21 protein-coding genes are annotated in these 25,039 nt (G+C 37.3%); 1 reads left to right on the top strand and 20 read right to left on the bottom strand.

Features of this window, described 5'->3' with window-relative positions:
* From C7972_RS08855 to C7972_RS08765, 19 genes are all read right to left on the bottom strand, one after another.
* A complete protein-coding gene (locus tag C7972_RS08855; RefSeq protein WP_110355850.1) occupies positions 1-1,236 on the bottom strand; it encodes a TolC family protein in 1,236 nt (411 codons plus the stop codon).
* Entirely contained in the window at positions 1,233-5,012 is a 3,780-nt protein-coding gene (locus tag C7972_RS08850; protein WP_110355849.1) for an efflux RND transporter permease subunit, read from the bottom strand. The genes C7972_RS08855 and C7972_RS08850 overlap by 4 nt, the downstream gene beginning before the upstream one ends.
* A gap of 119 nt (positions 5,013-5,131) precedes the next feature.
* Complete coding sequence (locus C7972_RS08845) at positions 5,132-5,545, bottom strand: hypothetical protein (RefSeq protein WP_044403669.1); 414 nt, start codon at positions 5,543-5,545, stop codon at positions 5,132-5,134.
* 61 nt (positions 5,546-5,606) lie between these two features.
* Positions 5,607-7,046, bottom strand: a complete 1,440-nt coding sequence (locus C7972_RS08840) for a type IV secretory system conjugative DNA transfer family protein (protein WP_369793450.1) — start codon at positions 7,044-7,046, stop codon at positions 5,607-5,609.
* A gap of 2 nt (positions 7,047-7,048) precedes the next feature.
* Complete coding sequence (gene mobB, locus C7972_RS08835) at positions 7,049-8,077, bottom strand: MobB family relaxase (RefSeq protein WP_044405205.1); 1,029 nt, start codon at positions 8,075-8,077, stop codon at positions 7,049-7,051.
* 1 nt (position 8,078) lies between these two features.
* On the bottom strand, positions 8,079-8,627 hold the full coding sequence (locus C7972_RS08830) for a BfmA/BtgA family mobilization protein (RefSeq protein ID WP_044403673.1): 549 nt from the start codon (positions 8,625-8,627) through the stop codon (positions 8,079-8,081).
* 531 nt (positions 8,628-9,158) lie between these two features.
* Positions 9,159-9,356, bottom strand: a complete 198-nt coding sequence (locus C7972_RS08825) for a hypothetical protein (protein ID WP_044403675.1) — start codon at positions 9,354-9,356, stop codon at positions 9,159-9,161.
* A gap of 11 nt (positions 9,357-9,367) precedes the next feature.
* The gene (locus tag C7972_RS08820; RefSeq protein WP_044403677.1) at positions 9,368-9,748 is read right to left on the bottom strand and encodes a DUF6876 family protein; all 381 of its coding nucleotides are present in this window, start codon (positions 9,746-9,748) and stop codon (positions 9,368-9,370) included.
* An 82-nt stretch (positions 9,749-9,830) separates the two neighbouring features.
* Positions 9,831-10,166, bottom strand: a complete 336-nt coding sequence (locus tag C7972_RS08815; protein ID WP_044403678.1) for a single-stranded DNA-binding protein — start codon at positions 10,164-10,166, stop codon at positions 9,831-9,833.
* A gap of 967 nt (positions 10,167-11,133) precedes the next feature.
* Positions 11,134-11,382, bottom strand: a complete 249-nt coding sequence (locus C7972_RS08810) for a (2Fe-2S) ferredoxin domain-containing protein (RefSeq protein ID WP_044403680.1) — start codon at positions 11,380-11,382, stop codon at positions 11,134-11,136.
* Between the two features lie 4 nt (positions 11,383-11,386).
* Complete coding sequence (locus C7972_RS08805) at positions 11,387-12,619, bottom strand: MFS transporter (protein ID WP_044403682.1); 1,233 nt, start codon at positions 12,617-12,619, stop codon at positions 11,387-11,389.
* A 106-nt stretch (positions 12,620-12,725) separates the two neighbouring features.
* Positions 12,726-13,358: a hypothetical protein gene (locus C7972_RS08800; RefSeq protein ID WP_044403684.1), complete on the bottom strand. Its 633-nt coding sequence runs from the start codon at positions 13,356-13,358 to the stop codon at positions 12,726-12,728.
* A 12-nt stretch (positions 13,359-13,370) separates the two neighbouring features.
* Positions 13,371-14,060 carry a HupE/UreJ family protein gene (locus C7972_RS08795; RefSeq protein ID WP_044403686.1) on the bottom strand — a complete coding sequence of 230 codons (690 nt, stop codon included), beginning with the start codon at positions 14,058-14,060 and terminating at the stop codon, positions 13,371-13,373.
* A 53-nt stretch (positions 14,061-14,113) separates the two neighbouring features.
* Complete coding sequence (locus C7972_RS08790; protein WP_044403688.1) at positions 14,114-14,329, bottom strand: hypothetical protein; 216 nt, start codon at positions 14,327-14,329, stop codon at positions 14,114-14,116.
* Positions 14,330-14,362: 33 nt separating this feature from the next.
* Entirely contained in the window at positions 14,363-15,562 is a 1,200-nt protein-coding gene (locus C7972_RS08785; RefSeq protein ID WP_044403690.1) for an efflux RND transporter periplasmic adaptor subunit, read from the bottom strand.
* Between the two features lie 34 nt (positions 15,563-15,596).
* Positions 15,597-19,997: a CusA/CzcA family heavy metal efflux RND transporter gene (locus C7972_RS08780; RefSeq protein WP_110355848.1), complete on the bottom strand. Its 4,401-nt coding sequence runs from the start codon at positions 19,995-19,997 to the stop codon at positions 15,597-15,599.
* A 209-nt stretch (positions 19,998-20,206) separates the two neighbouring features.
* Positions 20,207-20,644, bottom strand: coding sequence for a hypothetical protein (locus C7972_RS08775; RefSeq protein ID WP_044403694.1), 438 nt, complete (start codon positions 20,642-20,644; stop codon positions 20,207-20,209).
* Positions 20,645-20,758: 114 nt separating this feature from the next.
* Positions 20,759-21,595 (bottom strand): DUF932 domain-containing protein, encoded by an 837-nt coding sequence (locus C7972_RS08770; protein ID WP_044403695.1) that lies wholly within the window; start codon positions 21,593-21,595, stop codon positions 20,759-20,761.
* 96 nt (positions 21,596-21,691) lie between these two features.
* Positions 21,692-22,099, bottom strand: coding sequence for a hypothetical protein (locus tag C7972_RS08765; RefSeq protein WP_044403697.1), 408 nt, complete (start codon positions 22,097-22,099; stop codon positions 21,692-21,694).
* 749 nt (positions 22,100-22,848) lie between these two features.
* Between C7972_RS08765 and C7972_RS08760 the strand changes: the two genes are divergently transcribed.
* A complete protein-coding gene (locus C7972_RS08760; RefSeq protein WP_110355847.1) occupies positions 22,849-24,165 on the top strand; it encodes a site-specific integrase in 1,317 nt (438 codons plus the stop codon).
* Between the two features lie 546 nt (positions 24,166-24,711).
* Here the strand turns inward: C7972_RS08760 and C7972_RS23770 are convergent.
* A partial coding sequence (locus C7972_RS23770; RefSeq protein ID WP_181422845.1) for a hypothetical protein occupies positions 24,712-25,039 on the bottom strand: 328 nt, incomplete at its 5' end.

Here is a 25,039-nt window from a genome sequence, read left to right as displayed (position 1 = left end):
TTAATTGATTAGATAATTGATTAATGCCGATTGTACATAATAACTTTTGACCGATTCTATTTGGCTCATCTGGAATTTTAATTGCAGTTCCTGAATGTCCAGCACATCATTGAAATCAATCGTTCCCGTTTCGTAATTTTTTATCAGGATTTCCTCGGCATCTTCGGCCTGTTCAAGATTTTTCTGTTGCGTATTGAATTTGATTCGTGCTTGGTTACGTTGTGAAATGGCTTTTGCCAATTCTGATTCCAAAAAATTCAAGCGTTCGTCTTTTTGGGATTGGATTTCCTGTTGACGCAAATCGTTCTGTTTGGTAATGGACTTATAGCGGTTGTTAAAAATTGGTATTGAGATTGAAACCATCGGCATTAAAATATCCTTGCCACTGTCTAAAACATTCATATCGGTTCGTGCGGAAACGGGAATATAATCCAAACCAAAGCCAAACATTGGCTGGGCTTCGCGAAGATTTAGCAGTTCAGATTGCGTTACCGATTCGTAGAGCTTATCATATTTCAACAATTCAGGATTTAGTGAAAGCGCATCATAAGAAAACTGAATATCTTCAATGGGCATTTCCAAAGTGTCAACCACTACAATGTCATTATCATAATCACGATTCAATAAACTGTTCACGGCAGCTTGGAAACCCTTTGATTGTTGTGTCAATACTTCTTTTTCCTGTTGCAATTCATTCTGTCTAATCTGCAACCGAAGCACATCCACAGCTGATGCCTTACCAACTTCCACGGAAGTGAGGGCAAGACGTTCGTAGGTTTTCAACAACTCAATGTTTTGGTCAAGCACGAGTTGTTTTGCGTTGATTTCATATAGTTGATAATAGAATTGTGAAACTGAAAGTGCAAGTTTGCGCTTTGCGATGGTAACTTCAACATAGTCCGCTTCCGCCATTGAACTTGCATAATTTTCCCTTGCCGTGATGGTGCCAAACCAAGGCAACATTTGTTTTACTGAAAACCGAGCTCTTTGTGCCCCAACACGGGTTTCGGTTTCGCTCACAAAGTAACCTGCGCTGATTTCTGTGTTGGGAATCCAATTGGCTTCATTGACCTTTTCAGAAGAAATATCATATCGCAATTGAAATTTCTGTATTTCAGGACTATTGGAAATGGCTTCGTCAATATAGGTCTGTAAATCCTGGCCATAACTGCTGACACTTAAGATGTAAATCCCAACAAAAACGATATATTTTATAACTGATTTTTGTTTTTTCATTGCTCAATAGTTTTGGTTTGTGATTTTTGCTTTAACCTTCTTTTTGCAAGTCGTTCTTTTCGCCAACTGTAAAGCACGGGAACGAGGAAATAGGAAGTTGTATCGAGCAACATTCCTCCAAAGATTGGAATGGACATTGGTATCATAATATCACTTCCTTTTCCAGTGGATGTCAATACTGGCAACAATGCCAAAATAGTCGTAACCGTAGTCATCAAACAAGGACGGATTCTTTTGGATGCAGCTTCTAAAGTTGATTTGCGGATTTCCTTTATATCCGTTGGGTCATTTTTATCGAATGTTTGTGTGAGATAGGTTGCCATTACAACGCCATCGTCCGTTGCAATACCAAAGAGTGCGATGAAACCCACCCAAACCGCAACGCTCAAATTGACCGTCCGCATATTAAATAGGTCTCGCAGGTTTTCGCCAAAGAAGCTGAAATTCAAGAACCAATCTTGGCCATACAGCCAAATCATTACAAAACCACCTGCAAAGGCAACGGCAATTCCCGTAAATACCATAAACGTTGTGGACACAGAACGGAACTGGAAGTATAGAATCAGGAAAATGACCAACAAAGCCAAAGGGACAATGATGGATAGCGTTTTTTCAGCACGTAATTGATTTTCATAGGTTCCCGTAAATTTGTAGCTGATACCTTTGGGAACTGCCAATTCGCCATTGTCTATTTTTTGTTGAATCAGTGCTTGTGCGTTTTCCACCACATTCACTTCTGCAAAACCGTCAAGCTTATCGAACAATACATAGCCCACCAAAAAGGTGTCCTCGCTTTTTATCACTTGCGGGCCTTGTTCGTAACGAATGGTTGCCAGCTCGCTCAATGGTACAGGACTGCCTTTTTCAACTGGAACATAAATATTCTGTAAATCGGATGGGTCGCCCCGCAATTCCCTTGGATAGCGTACCCGAACGCCATAACGTTCCCTACCTTCAACGGTTTGGGTCAACACCATTCCGCCCACGGCCACTTTCAGTACATTTTGAACTTCCTCAATGGTCACGCCATAACGTGCCAATTTTTCCCTATTGATATCAATAAGCAAATAAGGTTTTCCCACAATTCGGTCAGCAAAAACGGCTTCCTGTTTTACGCCTTCCGCTTGTTTTAGAATGGTTTCCAATTCTACGCCAAACGCCTCAATCTGTTTTAAATCCTGACCTTTGACCTTGATGCCCATTGGTGCGCGCATTCCGGTTTGTAACATAACCAAACGGGTTTCAATGGGCTGCAATTTTGGGGCAGAGGTAACGCCAGGCAATTTGGTAACCTTTACGATTTCGTTCCAAATATCGTCGGGCGAATTGACTTCGGGTCGCCAGTTCCTAAAAAATTCGCCATCATCATTGGGAATTAATTTTTCGGAAGGAACATCCACGGTTTCTACAACTTTTTTACCATCTTCACGGTAGTTCTCGATGGTGCTTGAACTTATTTCTGTACTTGGATTAGCGATATACGTGCTATCCTTCCGAATAAAAAATCCATTGTCATCAACTTGAAAGCGTTGCCGTTTTCCATCGCTGTTCAACATATATTCAGATTTATACTGAATGACATTTTCATACATTGAAAGTGGCGCTGGGTCCAAGGCAGATTCCGTTCTACCTGATTTTCCGACTACAGTTTCTATTTCGGGAATACTTGCCACGGCCATATCCAGCTGTTGCAACACTCTTTTGTTTTCCTCAATACCAGCGTGTGGCATTGAAGTGGGCATCAAGAGGAATGAGCCTTCATTCAACGAAGGCATAAATTCCTTGCCGGTATTTTTATAGATGATGAAACCTGAAATTAGCAAGGCTGTGGGAATGGTCAAAAACAGAAGTTTATTTGCCAATGCCCATTTTAATATTTGGGTGTAATAGTTTTTGAAAAGAGAAAAACTTGCCAATAAGCCAAAACAGATTATGCCCACAAAAATAAGGTTCCAGATAACGCTTTTATCAACACCTAATGGTCGCCAATATTCTGCTAATAGAAAGACAATGGCAGCTGCGGAAAGATAAATATTGAATTTGTTTGACCTTTCTTTTGAAAGTTTTTCCTTAAGTACCGCCAAAGCCACAAAACCAAAGCCAATAAGGATAAGACCAATCCAATGGCCAAAAATGACTGCAATAAAACCAGCTAAAATCAACAAACTGCTGATACCATAATTTGTGGATTTTCGGATATTTCTGTTTTTAAAGAAAAATGCCGCAAACGGTGGAATTAAGAAAAGAGCTATAATTATGGATGCCGTCAATGCGAAGGTTTTTGTAAACGCCAAGGGTCTGAACAATTTGCCTTCTGCACCTATCATTGTAAATACAGGTATAAAGCTGATGATGGTGGTCATTACTGCGGTAACAATTGCCCCCGAAACTTCCGCAGTGGCATTGTACACTACGGTATTTATTGGTGTTTTTTTATCGTCTTCGTCCAAATGCCTGATGATGTTCTCGGCAAGTATGATACCCACATCTACCATAGTACCAATGGCAATTGCAATTCCCGAAAGTGCCACGATGTTGGCATCCACACCAAAAAATTTCATTGCAATAAAGACCATCAGCACCGCAACTGGCAATAACCCAGATATAAGTATGGATGCCCGAAGATTAAATACCATTACGATAATGACCAAAATGGTAATAAGGATTTCCAAGGTTAACGCCTCGTTGAGCGTTCCCAAGGTTTCTTGTATCAGTTCTGTTCGGTCATAAAAAGGGACGATTGTCAATTGCGAAGTCCTGCCATCACTCAACACTTTGGAAGGTAGCCCTTTGCTCAACTCGGCAATTTTTTCCTTCACATTATTTATGACCTCTAATGGATTTGCGCCATATCGGGCGACCACAACTGCGCCCACTACTTCCGCACCTTCCTTGTCCAAAATTCCCCTGCGTGTGGCTGGGCCCAAAGACACTTTTCCTATGTCCTTTAATCTAATGGATGTATAATTTTCGGAAGTAACTACGGCATTTTCAATATCTTCAATGGACTTTACGTAACCCAAGCCACGCACGAGATATTCCGCTTGGTTGATTTCCAAAGTCTGTGCACCAATATCCTTATTACTTTCCTTAACCGCCTTTACAACTTGATTGAGACCTATGTTGTACTGGCGCATCAATTCTGGATTTACATCTATTTGATATTCCTTTACATAACCACCAATCGATGCCACCTCGGAAACGCCACTCGCAGAAGCAAGGGCATATTTCACGTAATAATCCTGAATGCTTCGTAGTTCTTGCAAATCCCATCCGCCCGTGACGTTGCCGTCCTTATCGCGACCTTCAAGCGTGTACCAAAATATTTGACCCAATCCCGTAGCATCGGGACCCAAAGCTGGGTTAACACCTTCAGGTAAAAGACCACTTGGCAAGGAATTGAGTTTTTCCAGAATCCGACTTCGGCTCCAGTAAAATTCAATATCCTCATCAAAAATGATGTAAATGCTCGAAAAGCCAAACATTGAAGAACTGCGGATAGTTTTAACTCCTGGAATACCTAATAAGGTCGTAGTTAGCGGATATGTTATTTGGTCCTCAATATCCTGTGGCGACCTACCGTCCCATTTGGTAAAAACGATTTGTTGGTTCTCGCCAATATCGGGAATGGCATCAACTGCCACGGGGTCCGTCGGTAAAAATCCAGTGTCCCATTTAAAAGGTGCGTACACCGTTCCAAAACCCACAAATACGACGAGCAATATAACGGCAACGAGTTTGTTCTCTATAAGAAATTTGATGCTTTTATTTAGCATAAACTATGATAATTAAACAGTTATGAAAATGATTGTTTAGCTTGAATTCAAGAAATTGAACACAACAAAACAAGCCCAACACGGAAGTACCGCAGGGCAAAAATTTTACTGTTTAAAAATCAAATTAAATAACTCTCGTCAAGTTTGTAGATTTGCCTTATGACGAGTGGGGGGACGTAATCTCTGTATGAAGTTACATTTTCTTCTAAACCTTCAAAAAGGTTAATATAAGTGTAAACAAATGATGCAACAAACAATTGTTGGTCAAACGTAAGTTTGTCAAAAGATAGTTTCAAATCGTCCTGACCTTGAACAACAAGCTGTTCATCCGAACAACAATCTTTTACCTTAACTGAACAATCTTCGGTGGAAGGGTTTTGCATTTCCATTCCACAACCTTTTGTTTTATGGAAAATTGAAGTATCAACTAAAGTGTCTCCACAATAATGCATATCAACAGTAAATGACAACGTAGAAAACAGGACTACAATCGCCATTAAAAAGGATGATATTTTATAAAATGCTTGTTTCATCAATTTTGCAAAGTTAAATAAATTCAAATAATTTATGTTAAAAAATTTGTTAAATCGAAATTTAGTTCAGTTTGAAATGGGATTTAACTTCTCGATAGATTCTTTCAAAGTTCAGTTTCAATTCATTCTCTGTGTATTGTTGCTGTATTTTAGGAATCTCCCTTTTAATATACTGTAGTTTAAATTGAACTCTTTTATCCTTACCATCTGCAAAAGTGATAAATTCGCCCTGTTTTAAACGGAAAAATACATCTGCTCTACGTTTGGAAACCTCTTTTTCGCCTGTAGTAATCCTTGTATCAAAATTCAGGTTATGGCCACGGTTGATACTTGTTGTTTCCTTGCGGACAATCTCAAAAAATCGTTCATAGTATTTGGCGGTATCTGGGTCATTAACTTTACCAAAAAACTGATAGGAAAGATTGCTTAAAATAGCCTTACTCGCTTTATCGCCATATAGCATATCATTCTGGATTTTATCTTGCATCACGTAAATTGTGGCAATATCATAGCTTCGTAAAGTTGCTGGAATGCGATGCATATTGAGTAGTTTAATGGTTGGGGCTTCTTCCATCATTAAAAATGACGACTGCTGATCTCTGACGCTCATTTGTTTGATGACTGTGTGCATAATTGCTGCGATTATAGGCGAATAAGCCGATTCATATTTGGGATGATTTACAATCGAAATTACCGCTGAATTTTCCTGATTATTTATATTTAATGGTACTTCATCTTTTGACAACGCCATAAACAACTGCTGTGAACTTATTTTTTTAAAAGCATTGGCCAATGTGCTTTTTACACCTGCTGTTTGCTTGTCAGAGTCCATTCCATTGATAAAAGCACTTGCCATACTTTTGGATGTGATATTTGAGCTCAAAAAAGAAATCAATTGCTTGGTGGTCATCGATTGAAAAATAGCAATCAAATGGGGCAGAGTGCAATATTGAGGATAGGACGTTTTAAGTTTCCAAATCATTCCACCCATCAAACCTTCAACAGCATCACTAAAGAATTTTGTGGTACTGTTTGTATCGGATTCGTTAAACTCCAAAAGATTTTCAATGAGTACCTTGGATAATTCATTCACACTTTCCTCATTGGGCAAATATCTTGGGGCAATTGGGTTTACACGATAATGGATTTGGTCAAAGGCAATGGTGTAGAATTTAATATCCTTTTCTTTAAATAATGGATAGGCAATTTCCGTAAGCTCAAAATCCTTGTAATCGTGTATGATACCACAAAATTGATGGGTACTAAAATGCTGTAAAAAATTATAGATAACACTTTCTGTTTTACCGCTTCCCGCAGAGCCAATAATCGATGCACCTCGCTTGATATTTTCGATTTGAAATTTTCCACGACGAAGTTTAAAGCGTACCTGATATTTCTTATCTCCGTTTTTGGGCTCTTCTTGATGAAGAAACACATATAAAACCGTACTGATAAACAATACCGGAACAACAATAAAAAGGATGATATGTGGTATTGACATACTCATATCCCAATAGAACCCGACTGTATGGCTCGGTCAATCCCTTTTTTAAACTTGTTAATTATCTTCAATGCTAACTGTACTTTGTTCGTTGGAATATTCATTATGGGCACACCTGCTTTAGCAAGTATTTTATAGGCTGTAGCTTTTTCATTTGTTGGCAATCCCGAAAGAATTGAGAAATACAATTTTGGATTTTTAAGGAATGTTTTGCGTGCCTTATAGGTTTCAACATAATTTCTTTTGTATTGAAATAAAGTGTCAAAGGTCTTTTCGGATGCCTTAAAGAATTTGTCCCTATCAAAACCACGTTTTACAGGTTTGCCATTAAAAACTGTTTCCGAAGCCTTGTACCTGCTTCCTGGGGATAAACTGTATTTATTAGACATATCCTTTCTGCTCACAATAATATGAATATGGCTTTGAGAGCCATCTTTTGGCATCCCTCTAACAATGCGTTTTCCGTCTTGTTGATGTGGTGCTTCTTTCTCCAATCGGGACATCGTTTGCTGTAATTTTTTAATATTTCCCTCTAATTCGCCACTTTCAATTTTTCGGATATCGTTCTTAATTTGAAGTATCTTGGTGGCATAAGGTTGGTTCTCCTGAATTTTCTTGTCCGTTCCTTTATAGGTGCGTTGATGTTCAATCTTCGCGTAATATTTAATGTCATCTACGGTTACAGCTCGTCCGTTTATTTCCCGATTAAAAGATTTAGCGTACTCTTTCATCAATTCTCGGGTGTACTGTTTTAGTTCTTCGGAATGATTTTGCAATCGCTTCAATTCATAAGCACTTGGATTAACCGTGATGGAATAAAACTTGGGTTCGGTCTTTTTGAGTTTAGCGGTATTTCCGTCGATTTCTTTGACGACTTCCTTTCCTGATATTTCTTCGCCATATTGATTGAAAAAATGTTCCATTTCATCAATGGATTTTCCGTCATTCTCTTTTTCGAGATATGCGACAAAATCGGAAGCGCTCTGTGCATAATTACCGTCTAATGTCTGTTTGGTTACCGTGATATACATTTTATATTTTTTGTTTAATGTTTTCAAATTCATCTTTGCTCAAATCCACTTTTAAATAGCCTCCTCCAAAACTGCCTTTTACATAAGTGGTCTTACTGATGATTTTTTCTAAATCATATTTTACCGAATGGAATTGTTGCCGAACTTCTTCGTACCGATTTCGGTAATGGTTCAGTTCCTCGTTTTCCGTAATCAGTTCCTGTTGCTCAAATTCATATAGTTCTTCTTGGGGTTCTTCCTCATTTGGGTTTTCTTGGAAAAGCAATTCCAACATTGCATTGGTGGGCTTGGTCTGGTTTTTTTCAATATCCCTAATAATGGCTACAAGGGCATTGATTCGTTTTTTTAAGCTATTCTCCAAAGTTCTCATATTCGCACCCAAAGATTCATTTGGGGATAGCTCGTTCACATCAAAAAAGTTCATCATTGTTTCCAGCGTATCGGTATGCGAACGTGAAATTCTTTTGGAAAATTTCCGAAAACGAGTTGCCACATTAGGTTTGATACTAATGGCAGAAAAACTGTATTTCTTTTGATGGTTTGAACTCATTTACTGTAAAAAATTGCCGTTTTATAGGGGTTTCAAAAGGATTTACTGTAAAACTTTATTGTTTCTCTATTTCATATAAACAGTAATTATTTGAATATCAAATAATTACAACTAAAAACCAATCGTTAACACCGCCTTGGCGTGTTACCCTCTTGCTTCTCCAAATTCATCCCGCAGGGACAAAATTTTTCAAACAACCTGACTAAAAAGTCAGTTGCTTTTTTTCGGAATAAAAAATTCCGATATGTTTAATTTTTGATGGGTATCATTATCTGCGAAAGTCAAATCAAAATGGGATAACGATACTTAAAATGGTACTGCTTAAAAGCCTTTTAAAGATATTCTATTTGCAAATAATATTCAAATACGGATTGTTTTCAAATGGTAGGTTTTGATACCAAAAAATAGGATTTTTATGAAAATGTAAATTTAGGACGTCGAGTTTTGGAATATTGGCTCTTGAAATTTTGAAAAAATAAGGCACAAAAATAGACCTCTGAAAGTTCAAAGGTCCAATTTCTTGTTTTCAATTTAGATATTAAAAACATAGGTATAAGTGTATAGGTTTTTTATCGCTTCTTCGTCCAATATTTTATCATAATCTATGTGGTGTTTATTGGCGTAGGCTTTAAGGTCGTTCCCAAATTTACTTTCTATATCTTCTTTTGAAACGGAAAGTAGATGCTGTTGGGTTTCGTCATCGAGATTGTTATAATTTAGATAAATCATCGCCTTTGTTTTTAGTATTCACTTGGTAACATCAGCGTATTATCCACAAAATATAAACGCAATTCATCTAAAGGAAAATCAGTAAAGTTGTATTGATGCGTTTCAAAAACATTTCCATTTCCATCGCTGTAAATTATTTCAGCTTCATAGCCTGTATAATCTTGTTCATCTTCCGATAGCCTTTTAAAATCTATTGTGATAAAATGGCTTCGGTTCAGCAAACTTTTGGCAATTACAGAAGTATCGGTAATCAACCAAAAGCATTCCGCCACATTGGCTAAATATTTCAATCCGTTTGTAAATCGGGTGCGTATCAATGGGATTTGATATAACATTTCAGAACCTTGAAAATGTTGCAATCCTTCTTTTATTTCGTTAACTTGTGCTTTCATTGTAATGTCTTTTTTAGATTTAATGATGAAAAGAAGAGGGCACAAACTAATTGAAAACTGGTATTAGTGCCCTCTTTACTTTTTACTTACTACCCATCAATAGGATTTCATCGGCTACCACTTCGGTAACATAGCGTTGGTTGCCATCGTCCGTGGTATAGGTTCGGGTCTTTAGTTTTCCAACAACTCCGATTTCTTTTCCCTTTTCGGCATACTTTTCGATAATTTCAGCAGTCTTTCCCCAAGCGACAACGGTGTGCCAATTGGTGTCCGTTTGCTTTTCGCCCTTGCCGTTTTTGTAGTATTCATTGGTTGCCAATGATAAACGTGCTACTTTCTTACCGCTTTCAAGGTTCGTAATAGTTGGTTCTTGCCCAACATTTCCGATTAACTGTACGTGATTTTTAATAGTACTCATAATAAAAGATTTAAAAGATTAATATTTCCCTTTTGGATTTAAACTTAATTAAATTTTAAGGGGTGTTTGTATGATTTCTTTCGTGCTCCGCACAATGGATGAAGTGGGTTTTGTCAAGACTTTTAGGGAATAAATCTGGTGTGTTTGCGACGTAGTAAAATCCTTGGATTTTCAAGGAAGTAGAAACCTTATTTTTGCCTAAAACTTGTACAGTCTTGACAAGTTCCATAATGGTATTAGCAATTCTTATAAAGCCATTTGTGGCGAGAGCGTACCGACAGTTAAGCGAACAGAGCAAATGGCTTTATTTTAGAATTGGTTATGCCATACCTGTTTTTCGCTGTCCCGAAAAACAATAAAGGCTTCATCTATTATAAACCCCTTAAAATGTGTAAGGCAAAGGTTCGGTTTTTAAGAATTATCGAGCAAAGACCAAAGTAGGCTTTGCCGTTAATTCTGTTAAGAAAATTGATGCTTTGACTTTCCGATTACAAGCGGACTGGATTCACGGTTTTGGTTTGGGAATGTAGCGTTCCTTCCCAGCGAAGCGGGAAGGGGAAGCGGAATGAAAAACCAAAACCGTGGATTGGGTCCAAGATTTTTTATAGAGAAGCTCTTTGCCCGAAATGTAGCTTTTCGCGAAATGTAGCGGTAAAGTGCTGAACGGTTTATAGAACCAAATTATTCTTTTGAAGTAGGATTTAAAGCGGACTTGACTTTAAAGATGTAGATTGGAATAGAGTTTGACCACTTCCCGAATTTTCTCGGGAATGAGTGGGCAAGTGGAATGGAAATCGGAATCTTTGAAGTTGTGTCCAAGACCTTTTTTGAGAGCAGCTCATTTTCCGAAATGAAGCTTTTTCGCGAAATGCAGGGGAATGGGCTGAATGGGTTTTTGAATTTGATAGCATAAAAAAAACCTCCCTACCAGAGTAAGAAGATGTTTTTGCTCCAGAATTTAAACCGATTATTTATTTAAAATATGCCTTTTAACTATTGTTCCTAAATCTTTCTCCGAAAACCATATATTCTCTGGATGAAGGTGCATAACGGGTGCTTGTTCGCACTTGTTGTTGCAGTCCATATCGTCAACCTCAATTTTATTTTTTAACTTGTATTTCTTTATATAATAATCTAAAAGCTTTCCTTTTTTCTTTCGGCAATTTACGCCGTCACATCGATATATGATGATTTTGTTATTTTTAGAATCTGCCATAATTTTATTGTTTACGATGAATGTTTTTAGGTCTTAAAAAAATAACCACCAGCACTAATATTGCTAATGTAATTATACCACCATATAAAAAACTTTGATTGGGAAATGTAGTTCCTAAAAATCCTGCAAGTGGATATGCAAACGCCCACCATAGATGGGAAAATGCAAAATGAGAACCATAAACCTTGCCTTGTTCTTCAACTGGAACTGTTTCGCCTATAAGTGTTTCGGACGGTATTTCTGCGAGGCTTTGACCAAGTCCTGCGACAATCCACACTATGAAGAGCATTGAAAAATTCAAATAGTTGGCAGCACTAATAGCAACTCCTAATACAAGTGCGCCAATAATAAGTGAGATGCGTCTTGATTTGGATTTATCAATTGCTCCGGAAACAAATGCCGCTACGGTTGCACCTATTCCGAAAGCTGCCATAATGATTCCGTAATCCTTATCTGTTAGTTGCAAACCGCCTTTTACCAATACTATAGTGTTGACCAGAATAAGAGCACCTGCAACCGCAGAAACCAATTCTATAAATAGTGCGAAACGCACATATTGATTGGAAAATAATAACTTCATTCCCTTTAAAACATCTTGCCAAGTGGTTGGCTTTATCTTACCCTCGATTTCGTCTGGAACAACATCCAACTTACTTTTTGGAAGGCTTAACAATAAAATACCTGCGATAACAAATGTGGCAGCATCAACAAAAAATATTTCCCTTGCACCTAACCAAATGGCTAAAATTCCTGCCAATCCGGGACCCAACACACCTAAAAGCTGATACGTGGCTGCCGACAAGCCTATGGCTTGTCTATAAATTGATTTATCAACGATTTGTGGAATGATAGACCTGTATGTGGGGCTAAAAAACGCATTGAAAATATTCATCAAAAAAATAAGCACATAAATTTGCCATTCTTCAGTTACAAAAGGCAAGCAGCCTACGATGGCCATTCTGATGAAGTGTGTAATGTAAAGAATTTTCTTTCGGCTTACCCTATCTGCCAATACACCTGCAAAAGGCGAAAATATAATGAATGCAGTAACTCGTAAAGTAAGAGCTGTTGCCAATATGACCGCAGCCCTTTCTTCGCCAAACTGATATGCCAAAAGAGCCAATCCGACCCACGTAAAGGCATCGCCCAATAAACTGATGGTCTGTGCCAAATAAAGTTTTGCGAATAAACGATTACTTAAAGCTTGGAATGGCTCTAATAGTTTTGACAGTTTCATTAATTCTCTAAATATTAATTGAGTTCAAAAGTTTAATTTGTGCCTGCTGAATGGAAGGGTATTTCAATTGGGCGTAGAAATTGACCTTCCATTGCAGGACTTTAGGTTATAATGTATACTGACCTTTGAGCCTCAAGTTTACTGTTACATCTTCATTACTCGTATTTCTGAAAAACCAACCGTGTTTGCCTTCATAAGGGGCTAAAAAAGTGCCAACCATATTATGGGAATTTGAAATCGTATAACTTTCAAAATAAACTTCTTTAACCTCCTCTTTTTGTTTTACCTCGCCGTGAAAATCAAAGTAAAGAACTTCGTTATTGGTTGTTGTCCATTCATATTTCATTGTTCCGTATTTGAGCATATTTATTTTAAATTCAATGCCTTTTCCTGCCGGAACTATCACTGTAGTTTCATCCTCGCGTGCAGCTAATTGCTCTTCGGGTGCTGGAAAATCTGCCTCAACGGGTCGAGCGACATCGGGTCCCGACCCAGCTTTTTCGAGTTTTATTAATGGAAGATTTGATGTTGAGACCATCATTCCCAAATCATCAGTTTGATTGCTTTCAGGCATATAGAGTTTGCTAAACCCTAAAACTTTACCTGCTCCTGTTGGGTCTATACCATATTCCGCAGGTAATACTGCTACAACCAAAAGAAGTGCTCCAACAACTAATGCTATGACGGTTGCCTTTATAATTTTACTTTTTTCCAAGATTGGATGTTTCATTTCTGACATAATAATTTTTTTTTAAGATGTAAAATAGCCTGTTAATTGGAAGCCGAGCAATAAAAACCCTGCTGCCATAAGTGCTGTATTTGTAATTGTTGAAAATTTCATAAAACTGGGTTGTCTTCTCCAAATTGTAATAAGGATTAACACAACTGCCAAAGCAATAAATTGTCCTATTTCTACACCTATATTGAAACCAATTAGATTAGTAAAAAGGCCGTCTTTATCAAATTTAAATTCTTGCAGTTTACTGGCAAGACCAAAACCGTGAAACAGACCGAATATCAAAACTGCTGCTTTCGTGTTAGGTTGTTTGCCAAAGAAACGTTTAAAGCCACCCAAATTGTCGAATCCTTTATAAACAATGGATAGCGCAATGATAGCATCTATTAAATATGCATTAATATTTATATCGGCTAAAACACCTAACAGTAACGTTGTACTATGGCCAATGGTAAAAAAGCTAACATATAAAAGCACTTCTTTCGGTTTATACAGGAAGAAAATAACGCCGACCAAAAATAACAGATGGTCATAACCTGTAATCATATGTTTAGCTCCTATATAAAGAAAGGGGCCGAATGCCACGCCACTGTTTCCTAATAAAAATGTTTGTGTGTCTTCATCTACTCCGTGAGCATACGCCATTGAACCAAATGCTCCACATAGAAAAAGAATGAGAAAGGCATATATTTTTTTGATTTTCATAGTTTACTTATTTAAATCCCATTGCACATTGCAGCACAATGGGACTTTGATTATTAATGGGCGTGCCCGTGGGATTTGACTTGTTGGATGCTGTCCAATCTGCGATTTTCTTCCCTTACCATTTTCAAGCTATCTTCTCTTTGGCTCATTTCTTCTGGGCTTAAGGTTATTTCAGTATTTTGAGTTTCTACGTCCTTATTTTTATTGGTTTCTCTGCAAGATGCTAATAGCGTTAAGCTAATGATTGCGATAAAAAGTACTTTTTTCATAATGTTTAATTTATATTGTTATTGATTTTTAAATTATTCTTCCTCTTCAGAATTTCTTAATGCAGACAAGATGGAATATGCGTTTTTAACAACAGGTTTAAAATTTTGAACAGTAGCACCATCAGCAAATGTTATAGCCGTGTACCCTTCCTGCTCAATTCCTTTTTTAACCTGTTCTAATTTGAATGTATAACCACCTTCGGTTTCTTCGGTTTGAAGAACTACAAAATCTTTTCCTTCATATTGAACTAAAGCTTCTGAAGGGATTGCATTTTGCTTATTTGTGCCGCTTTCTACCCAAGCCTTTACGTACATTCCTGGTAATAATCCTTTTTTGTCTTCTTTGTTTAAATGGCTATAAACTGGCGTCATACGGTCATTACCAGTCGCTTTTCCAATTAAGAAAATCTCGGCAGTACGATTGAAGGTATTGTCATCAGAAAGCGAAAATTTAACGGTTTGGCCAATCTCTAACTTTTCTAAATCTCTCTCAAAGGCATTCAATGCCAAATGAATATCGTTTAAATCGACCAGTTCAAATAGCACATCCTGTGGGGAAACATAATCACCGATATTTACATTACTCGCTTTTATAAAACCTGAAATTGGTGCATAAAGATTTGCGGTTCGTGTTATATTGCCATTTTGGACAGAACTTCTACTTATTCCCGCAAGCGCAAGCTGCTGTTCGTATGCCTTCACTCTTCCTTGTGTTATTTTATAATCCGAAGAAACCTGCTGAAATGTTTTTGCAGAATTGATGTCCTCCTCTCTCAATTTTTTTTGTCGATTAAATTCCTCTTCAAGAAATTGAAGTCTGCTTAAACTTTCCAAATAGCCCTGTTGGATTTGGATAAATTCAGGATTCTCAATGGTTGCCAAGACTTGCCCTTTTTGAATTGCTTCACCGGGCAACCTGCCAGCCGTTTTTAAATAACCTCCTAAAGGTGCAGATACAGAAGCCATACTTTCAGGCTCAACATCTATGGTTCCATTTAGTTTTATGATATTACTTAAATTCCGCATTTCAATCGCACCGGTTTCAATTCCGGCGAGATTGTATTGGTCTTTGGTAAAAGTGATTTGTTTGATTCCAGTTGAAACTGGTTGTTCTTCTTTCATCGAAGATTCTTCGGAAGATTCCATTTTTTCGGAATCCTTATTGCCACAAGCCACCATAAATAGGGTGGATAAAATGAGCAGCGAAATTTTTGTATTGAATTTAATTTTCATCTTTTTTATGTTTTAATGTGATATCACAAGTTTTTTACAAGCCCAATAAGGCTTCGATTACTATGATGGACTGGTTATATTGATATAGTGTGTTTAGATACTCTGTTTGAATACTGTTCGCCAAAGTGAGGTTTTGCAAGTATTGCGTATAGGAAACATCACCGCTTTTAAAGCTCTTTTCTGAATTATCAATGATAAGTTCCGCTTGTGGCAGAGCTTCATTTTGATAGTAATCTAAAGTACCTTGAAGTTTGTAATATTCTTGCAATAAATTTTGTAGTTCCCCTTGTAATTGCGTCTTATTTAACTCAATTTGAGATTGGACGATGTACTCTTCGATTTTGGCAGTTTGAATTTTGGCACGATGTCCACCAGGAAAAAGAGGAATTGAAATACCTAACTGAAAGAATGAAAATCGGTCATTGTCACTAAAATTTTGGTTTGCTATACCGCTATTTTGAGCCCCAATAAATGTTTGGCTATTATAACCGAACATAATATCGGGTAACACTTTATTCCTTTCTACATTGGTCTCCCTTTTCCTTAATTCCAACTGTTGTTTTAAATAAACGTAAAACGGACTTTGCTCCACAGACTGGTTTTCAATATCTAAATCTATCTCACGACGAACCAGTTCACTATCTGTAATGCGAATGTCATCGTTTGTGTTCAAAACTACCTGAAGCCGCTTTTTAGCGATTCTCATATCGGCTTCGTTTTGTTGAAGCTTGTTTTTTATTTGCATCGATTGCGTTGCCGAGGTTACACTTTCCAATTTTGTGGATTCGCCAGATTCATAACGCATCGAACTTGAACGGTTGAGATTGCCATATAGACTATCTTGACGCTGCAACAATTGTTTATTCTGCATTAAAAACACAACTCTGAAATAGGCAGCTTTAACATCCGCAATCAGGTCATTTTCTTCTATAACCTTTAGTTGCTCACTGCTACTAACTCTTGCTTTTGCGAGTTTAAACTGACTGGTATAAACTGTTGGAAAATTGATTCGCTGTGTAACTCCGTATTGGTTATCCTTTACCGTAGGCGTATTAAATTCGCCATTTTGATATGTAAATTCAGTTCTCGGAATAGTTATAGCACCGTATTTCCCTTTTTCTTCAACCTCTATTTCATATTGAGCAATCTTAATACGGTTATTGTTCTGAAGTGCCATTTCAATAGCCTGCTGCAAAGTAACTTCACGTTCTTGCACCATACTTGTTTCTTGTGCTTGTAGCTGCATTGCTGGAAAGAATAGACCGCCAATCACGATTAAAGTAGTAGCTATTTTTTTTCTTCCTAAATTCAATTTTACTTTTCCTTCAGTAAAATAGATATACAAGACTGGCAAGACAATAAGTGTTAATGCAGTCGCCGTAATCAATCCTCCAATAACAACGGTAGCCAATGGTCGCTGTACCTCTGCACCTGATGAATTTGACAATGCCATAGGTAAAAAACCTAAAGCAGCTACGGTAGCTGTCATTAACACAGGTCTCAATCTCACACGAGTTCCTTTAATGACGCGTTCATAAATATCGCTTACACCTTCTTTATCAAGCCTGTTGAATTCTGCCACCAGTACGATTCCATTTAGAACGGCCACACCAAATAGGGCAATAAATCCAATTCCAGCTGAAATACTGAAAGGTAAGTCTCTTATGATTAGTGCAAAAACACCACCAATGGCTGATAAAGGGATTGCCGTAAAAATGAGCAAACTTTGTTTCATTGAACCAAAAGTGAAATAAAGCAGCACCAAAATCAGCAACAAAGCGACAGGTAAAGCAATCATTAAACGTTGATTAGCTTCTTGCAAGTTCTGAAATTGACCGCCATAAGTTACATAGTAACCTGCTGGCATATAGACCTTCGAATTCATAATTTGCTTAATGTCCTCAATAATACTTTGTACATCCCTGTCACGTACATTGAAGCCAACAATAATTCGACGCTTTGCATTGTCACGCTGAATTTGCACAGGACCTGGTTCAAATGAAATGTTCGCCACCTGACTTAATGGAATTTGATTTCCCTGTGGTGTACTCACATACAAATTTTGTACATCGGTAATATCGGTTCGATAGTTCTTGTCCAACCGCACAACAAGGTCAAATCTACGTTCCCCTTCATAAACAAGTCCTGCCGAAGTACCCGCAAACGCAGTTTCGATAGCATTGTTTACATCCTCGATGTTCATTCCGTATTGAGAAATCTTATCACGGTTCATTTGGATATTAATCTGTGGTAGTCCAGTCACTTCTTCAACATATAAATCTTCAACTCCTTCTACCGATTTTATTTTGCTCCCAACATTACCAGCCAAATCTGAAAGTACATTGAGGTCTTCGCCATAAATTTTTATTACAACATCTTGTTTTGCTCCTGTCAAAAGCTCGTTGAAACGCATTTGTATGGGTTGTTGAAAACTAAAAGTAGCATTCGGGATAATGGAAAGGGATTCTTTCATCACTGCTGCCAGTTCTTCTCTTCCGCTAGCTTTTGTCCATTCCGCTTTTGGACTTAAAATAACCATCATATCTCCTGCTTCAATAGGCATAGGGTCTGTTGGTATTTCCCCTGAACCAATCTTGTTTACAACTTGCTTCACTTCATCTGGATATTCACGTAATAATATGGTCTGCGCCTTTTGAGAAACATCAATCATCTGGTCGATGGAACTTCCTACAGGGACTCGTGTTTCAACCGCAAAATCCCCTTCGTCTAATTGGGGAATAAACTCACCACCCATATTGGCAAAAACTATTAGTGTTATAACAAAAAATCCTATTGCCAATCCAAGTACCAATAGTTTTGTGCGCAAGGCAGCTTCTAAAATAGGTTGGTACATACGCTGAAAGAAATCCATCATTTTATCGGAAAAATTCCGTTTATGTTCCGTTTTGCGACCCAGTGCAAGGGCAGACATCATTGGAACATAGGTAAGCGATAATATCAATGCTCCAAGAATAGCGAACATTACCGTTTGTGCCATTGGATGGAACATTTTTCCTGCAACCCCGCTCAAAGCCAAAATAGGCACGTAAACAATTAATATAATGATTTGTCCAAAAGCAGCGGAATTCATCATTTTCCCAGCAGATAATTTTACCTCGGAATCCATTTGTTTAGATGTTAGCTTTTCAACGCCTGCGTACTTCTTTTTACTGGTATGAATTCCAAACATTACAGATTCAACAACTATTACCGCCCCATCTACAATAAGACCAAAATCTATGGCACCCAAACTCATTAGGTTTCCAGATACCCCAAAGAGGTTCATCATCGCGATTGCGAAAAGCATTGAGAGCGGAATGACCGAAGCCACTATCAAACCACCTCTTAAATTTCCAAGAAAGAGGATTAGTACAAAAATTACTATCAAAGCACCTTCCGTAAGATTAGTTGTTACAGTCCCTATTGCACGGTCCACCAAACCTTTCCTATCCAGATAGGGCTCAATGGTTACGCCTTCGGGTAAAGTTTCTTTAATCTGTTCAATTTTAGCTTTTACATCATTGATAACTGCGGAAGAGTTTGCTCCCTTTAGCATCATTACAATTCCTGTAACAACTTCGCCTTCTCCATTTCGCGTAGCCGCTCCATAGCGCACGCCGTGACCAAATTGTACTTTGGCAACATCCCTTACAAGTACTGGTGTTCCGTTATTAACTTTAACAGCTATTTTTTCCAATTCTTGTAAATTGTTCACAAGTCCTTCGCTCCGAATAAAATAGGCATTAGGACCTTTATCTATATAAGCGCCACCCGTGTTTTGATTGTTTTTTTCCAGAGCGGTAAAAATATCTTCAATAGTAACATTCATACTTTGAAGTTTATCTGGGTCTATGGCAATTTCATATTGTTTGACCAAACCACCAAAACCACTCACTTCTGCAACACCTGGTGTTCCTAATAGTTGTCTTTTGATAATCCAATCCTGTATAGTTCTTAATTCGGTGGCATCATATTTATCTTCATATCCTTTTTCGGTGTGAATTACATATTGATAAATTTCACCCAATCCAGTAGTTACGGGTCCCATTTCTGGTTTTCCGATGCCTTCAGGAATATCTTTGGCAGCCTGCGTTAATCGCTCTTGAACTTGTTGCCTTGCCCAATATAAATCGACACTTTCCTCAAAAACAATAGTTACTATAGAAAGCCCGAATCGAGAAAAGGAACGCATATCCTTAATACCAGGAATACTAACCATTGTTTGTTCTACTGGAAACGTAACTAATTGTTCTACTTCTTGTGCCGCTAAAGTGGGTGATATGGTAATAACCATAACTTGATTGTCTGTGATGTCTGGAACTGCATCAATGGGTAGCTGTGTTAGCGAATATGTGCCCCATCCAATTAGAGCCAGCGTAAATAATCCGATAACAAGTTTATTGTTTATCGAAAATGCAATGATTTTGTCTAACATTATGTTTAAAATATTTTTAAGTCGTAAATAATAAAAATGAAAATACCATACAGGTTATCTATGGATTTGAGCTATACAAACCAAGGATTAATTCTTAAAAAATAAATATGGTAAAATGGTAATTAAAGCGAAGCTTACTATTACCAAAGCATAATAAATTTGCAGATACTATTAATGTATCTGTCTAATTTTATTAAACTAAAGTGGAGTTAACAGGTAGGTGGGCCTCGTGAGTCGAGGGATGAGAGATAAGAATTGAAATAATTACTGGGCGGATAATAAACAGGCTGTTTACTATTTTGCCTATATTCAACTGAAAAAAATCCTTTAGTTTCAACAACACTCTTTAGAACATCCTTGTCAACAACGGTCTTTTTCTCGATTGTATTTCTTTCAAGTAAGACTATATCGCTGGACACCGTGGAATGGGTATGCATATCCATAACGAACCCAAAAAACCCGTAAGGTGAATCTTCTTTCTCTTGGGAACTATCATCGTGATGATTGTCCTCGCCAGTATGGGCAATATCTAAATGTGAATGAGAATCCTCGTGCTGATGGTGTAAATGCGGAAAAACCTGATGCAGCATCATTAGGCTAAATAAGCCCAAAAAGAAAAATGCCGATATTTTTTTTGATTTTTGCATCGCTGGCAAAGATAGCAATATTTCTTGTCTAGGAAAATTTATAATACTTCAATCTCTTTTAGTAAGTAAATAAATCCAGTTTGAGGTACTGGATAAACCTATTACAATGATTCTTTAAGCCATTGCATAAATTTCATCAAACAATACCTTGTCCAACTTTTCCTGTTGTGAAAAAGTTTTTTTCAAGGTATTGTGAAGCATCCAATTAAAGGCGTTATACCCATCCCATAATGTGGGCGTTGTATAATAATCGTGTCCTTCTTCGGCTATCATATCCAATAATTCCCTGGATTTCTTTGAAGGATTATCGTTTTTGTCGCTACATTCATATCGGAACAGTTTCGTTTTTTCCAATATTTCCTTTACGAATGCTTTGGTATCGATAAGTACGATTTCTTCCATTTCCCTGAATTTTCTTGTGATTTCGTAGTATTCGTTATCCAAGAACTTCTCGAATAGAAAATTCAATTTCGGCATTATTAAATTTGTATTGTTTTTGCTGTGCTTTATTGAAAATGCTATTTCTGATTGAGCAACGTGCAAGCCATTGGTGCATACTTCTCTATAAAATCCAAAATGCCCGGAAGTCTTTTCGCTTCCGTCATAGGAATTTTTGAAACGCAACATCGGTAATATCTTATCCTGTTCATTCTTCAACGAAAACTGATTATGGTCCTCGATTATAAAGTCGGTAATGAAAGACCTGTCATTTCTGTTAATCGTGCGTTTATGATATTTCAGATTGGCATCCAGTAATAGCTGTTCGGCTTTTTTGAAAAACAGTTCATTTGGAATATGGCCATAACTGTTCGAGACCACATTCACAATTTTTCCATTTGAAATAATAGCGTTTTCAAGTCCTCTTCGAGAATCCATTCCGGTAATGTTTTTTAACGATTTCATTTCGTTTGAAACGAAAATTTCATCTTGGTGTAAACGATTTAAATACATAATATTTGATTTTAGACCTGTCGAATGACAGATATGATTAATAAAAGAAAGCCTACTCTTGCGAGCAGGCTTTCACATTTGAAGACATTGGCTTCTTTAAAGTTCAAATTGTACAATCTGTTCTTCAATCTCTGATTTACGTTGTTCCAAAGTGGACTGTAAATGTGTAGTGACTAACTTGATTAAATTCGTATTGGTCGTCTTGAATTCCAGATTACGTGAGTCCCTAATTTGAAATGAACTCGAACCATCCTGATTATAATTGAACTTGGTAAGCTCGTTCAATGTTTCAGTCAGCCTTTCACGTTGATTGGCCAGACCTCTCAATTTTTCAAACTTTTGAATTCTGTCATCCAAATTAATTGTAGGTTTCTCAACCGTTTTAGTCTTTTCAGGTACTACGGTCTTTCCGATAGCTTCTTCAGTTAACTTTTTTTGAACTTCCTTTTTAACGGTTGCATTTACTTTTTTTGCTGTTCCGTTCGATTTTACTTTTGTTTCCATAATTAAATGATTTTAGATTAAACAATATTTGAGCACAACCCAAACGGAAGACAAAATTTTAGAGTGGAAAGGAAACGGAATAAATGAGCCTGGGAAGAAGCGTTGGCTTTATGCCGTCCCTTTTCCGAAAAATATTTTGCGACGTTTATATTTCGGTAATATTGTATGAATACTCTCTTCCTCTAAATATGTATAGAAGTTAGCCGTGAAATAGACCTATGATTAATAGTTAATTACTTGGTCTTTGGTGTATTACTAATGCAAATCTGAAAAGATATTATGAGGATAATAAGGTTAAAAAAAACGTAATTTGAAGAAGTATTTATTGTCATAAAATAAATGACTTTTTATATTGGTTTGAATTAATACAAATTATATATTTGCACCATCAGAAAGTAAAGCATTTTACTTTAATTTCATTTATAATATCGTCAACAAATCGGCTAACAGTAAAGTTTCGGAATCTGTAACTGGTTGATATATATAATATTATGGGGAAAGGGTATAATCCTGCCACCCCGACGAACCTAGAAATAGGTAACGACAAAAACACTGTTAATCAATTGATTTTCAGTGTTTTTTGTTTTTACACATTTTTTTTGATATCAATTGATATCATTTGTGCACACCTAATTCGGTGTGCAAATCGGTGTGCAACGGTTCACTGGAATTGTAGTAAATTGAAAGAACTTTAGGGTAGTATTTGACTTTTTTCCTTAGTGATCATTGTCTAACTAAAGCCGTTTCAAATGAAAACAAACCAGACCTTTACGGTAATCTTTTTTACAAGAAAATCCAGGAGCGTAAAAAACCTCCTATCCATTTATGTCCGTATCACCATTTTGGGCAAACGTGCGGAAATCAGTTTAAAGCGAAAGATCGATGCAGGGCAATGGGACTGTGTCAAAGGCAGGGGCAAGGGCAGGTCGGAAGAGATCCGGAACCTAAATGCCTATCTGGACCAGGTACAGGCCAAACTTCTACAGTGTCACGCCCAACTTGTCCAAGAGGACAGGGTAGTGTCCTCCAACGCCATAAAAATGCGTTTCCTTGGGGAAGATAAGGTAAGCAGGACCTTGCTGGACCTTATCGAATACCACAACGGGAATATGGTCCATGTCCTCAAGCCCGGTACTATGAAGAACTATTATACCACGGAAAAATATCTTAAACGATTTTTAAAGGAGAAGTTCAAACAAAAGGATATCCATCTAAAGCAGCTCAACTATCGTTTTATACTGGACCTGGAACATTATTTAAGGAAGTGCACGGACAAAAAGAAACAGCTGTGCCTCAACAATAATGGAGTTATGAAACATTTGGAACGGTTCAAAAAGATGGTAAACCTTGCCGTGAAACTGGAATGGGTAAATAAAAACCCTTTTGATAGATTCCAATTGAAGTTCCACAAATTCGATCGCGTGTTCCTGACCCAAAGGGAATTAAGGCTTGTAGAGGAAACGGAATTTAAACAGGACAGATTGCAACATGTAAAGGACTGTTTTGTATTTTCCTGTTATACCGGACTTTCCTATGTGGATGTGAAGGAACTTACTTGGGATAAGATCACCAAGGGGATAGACGATAGGAATTGGATCTATACCAAACGGGAAAAAACGGACGAGCTGGTCAAAATTCCTATTCTTCCCCAGGCTTGGGAGATTTTGGAAAAGTACAGGGATTACCCTACCCATAACGGATTGCTGCCCATTTGTTCCAACCAGAAGGTGAATACGTATCTCAAGGAAATAGCAGGGGCATGCGGGGTCCATAAGAACATTACCTTCCATGTGGCCCGGCATACCTTTGCCACGACTGTCATGTTGTCCAACGGGGTACCCATTGAAACGGTCTCAAAACTTTTGGGCCATACCAAATTATCGACCACCCAGATATATGCTAGGGTAGTGGAAACCAAGATAAGCGAGGATATCGGTAACCTTTTGCTAAGGTTTAAGGAAAGGGAGAATCACAGAGCTTTTGAAAAGAAAGAGAGAAAAGGGAGGCAAGGAGTAAGATCAAAAGATCCCAAATCTTACCATAACTTAACTGCGCATGGATCCTGATTCGATTTTATAGTGTTCGGGCGGATAAGCGTTATATAAAATCGAATTAGGGCGCATTGTGCTTTTGTGATGGATACTTCGGTTCGTTTATAGCCTATTTAAAATGACACCTTTACCACTTGCTTTTTCTTTTAAATATGTTTAGGGTATTAAAATAGTCAACTTACTTTTTTTGAAATCCTTTAGATTTCTTGAAAATTATTTGACTTCAAGTTTTTGTGACATCAGATACTTGCTCTTGAATTATTTTAGAATTAATTATTGGATTTCTTTTATTCTTAGTTCGCTTATATGTTCAGTTAATTTCGTTGCAACTACAAAGTCAATACGCTTTATGTATTTTTCAAAGTCTGAATAGCTTACTTCAAATGCAATTTGTTGAGCTTTTGCTTTACCATTGTTACTATCTAATTTTTGTTTTATTTGGTCAAATGTATTGCCGTAATCTTTTGTCTCAAATACTATTGCAGTACGCTAATATCATCTCTCCTAATCCAGTCGCATGAAACAGAGCCTGTAAAATTGCTTGTTTTTGATAAAGTTAAATCACCACTTTATAGCAGCCCAAATTGGTCGATGATCGGAAAGAGGCTTACCATATTTTTCCCATTCTAACTTATATCTCGGCATTGATTTATCCTCATCCTTCGGATTTTTAGCATCCATAATAATTCCACCGTCGTAAACCTTTGCCTTAATCTTTGTATTGTAATAGATATGATCAATTACTCCACTTTCAATCCCAGTTTCAATATGTTGATGCGTACTCCTATGTTGCACATTTATATTCAAATCGTTCCATATATTTTGCATTCCATTTTGCTCCAATAAGTTCAAAGGAGCATCGCCTATAAGGTTATTGAAGTCGCCCATT

The organism is Arenibacter sp. ARW7G5Y1 (assembly GCF_003201775.1).
In the GTDB taxonomy this organism is placed as follows: Bacteria; Bacteroidota; Bacteroidia; order Flavobacteriales; family Flavobacteriaceae; genus Arenibacter.
This window is presented reverse-complemented; position numbering and strand designations above follow the sequence as displayed.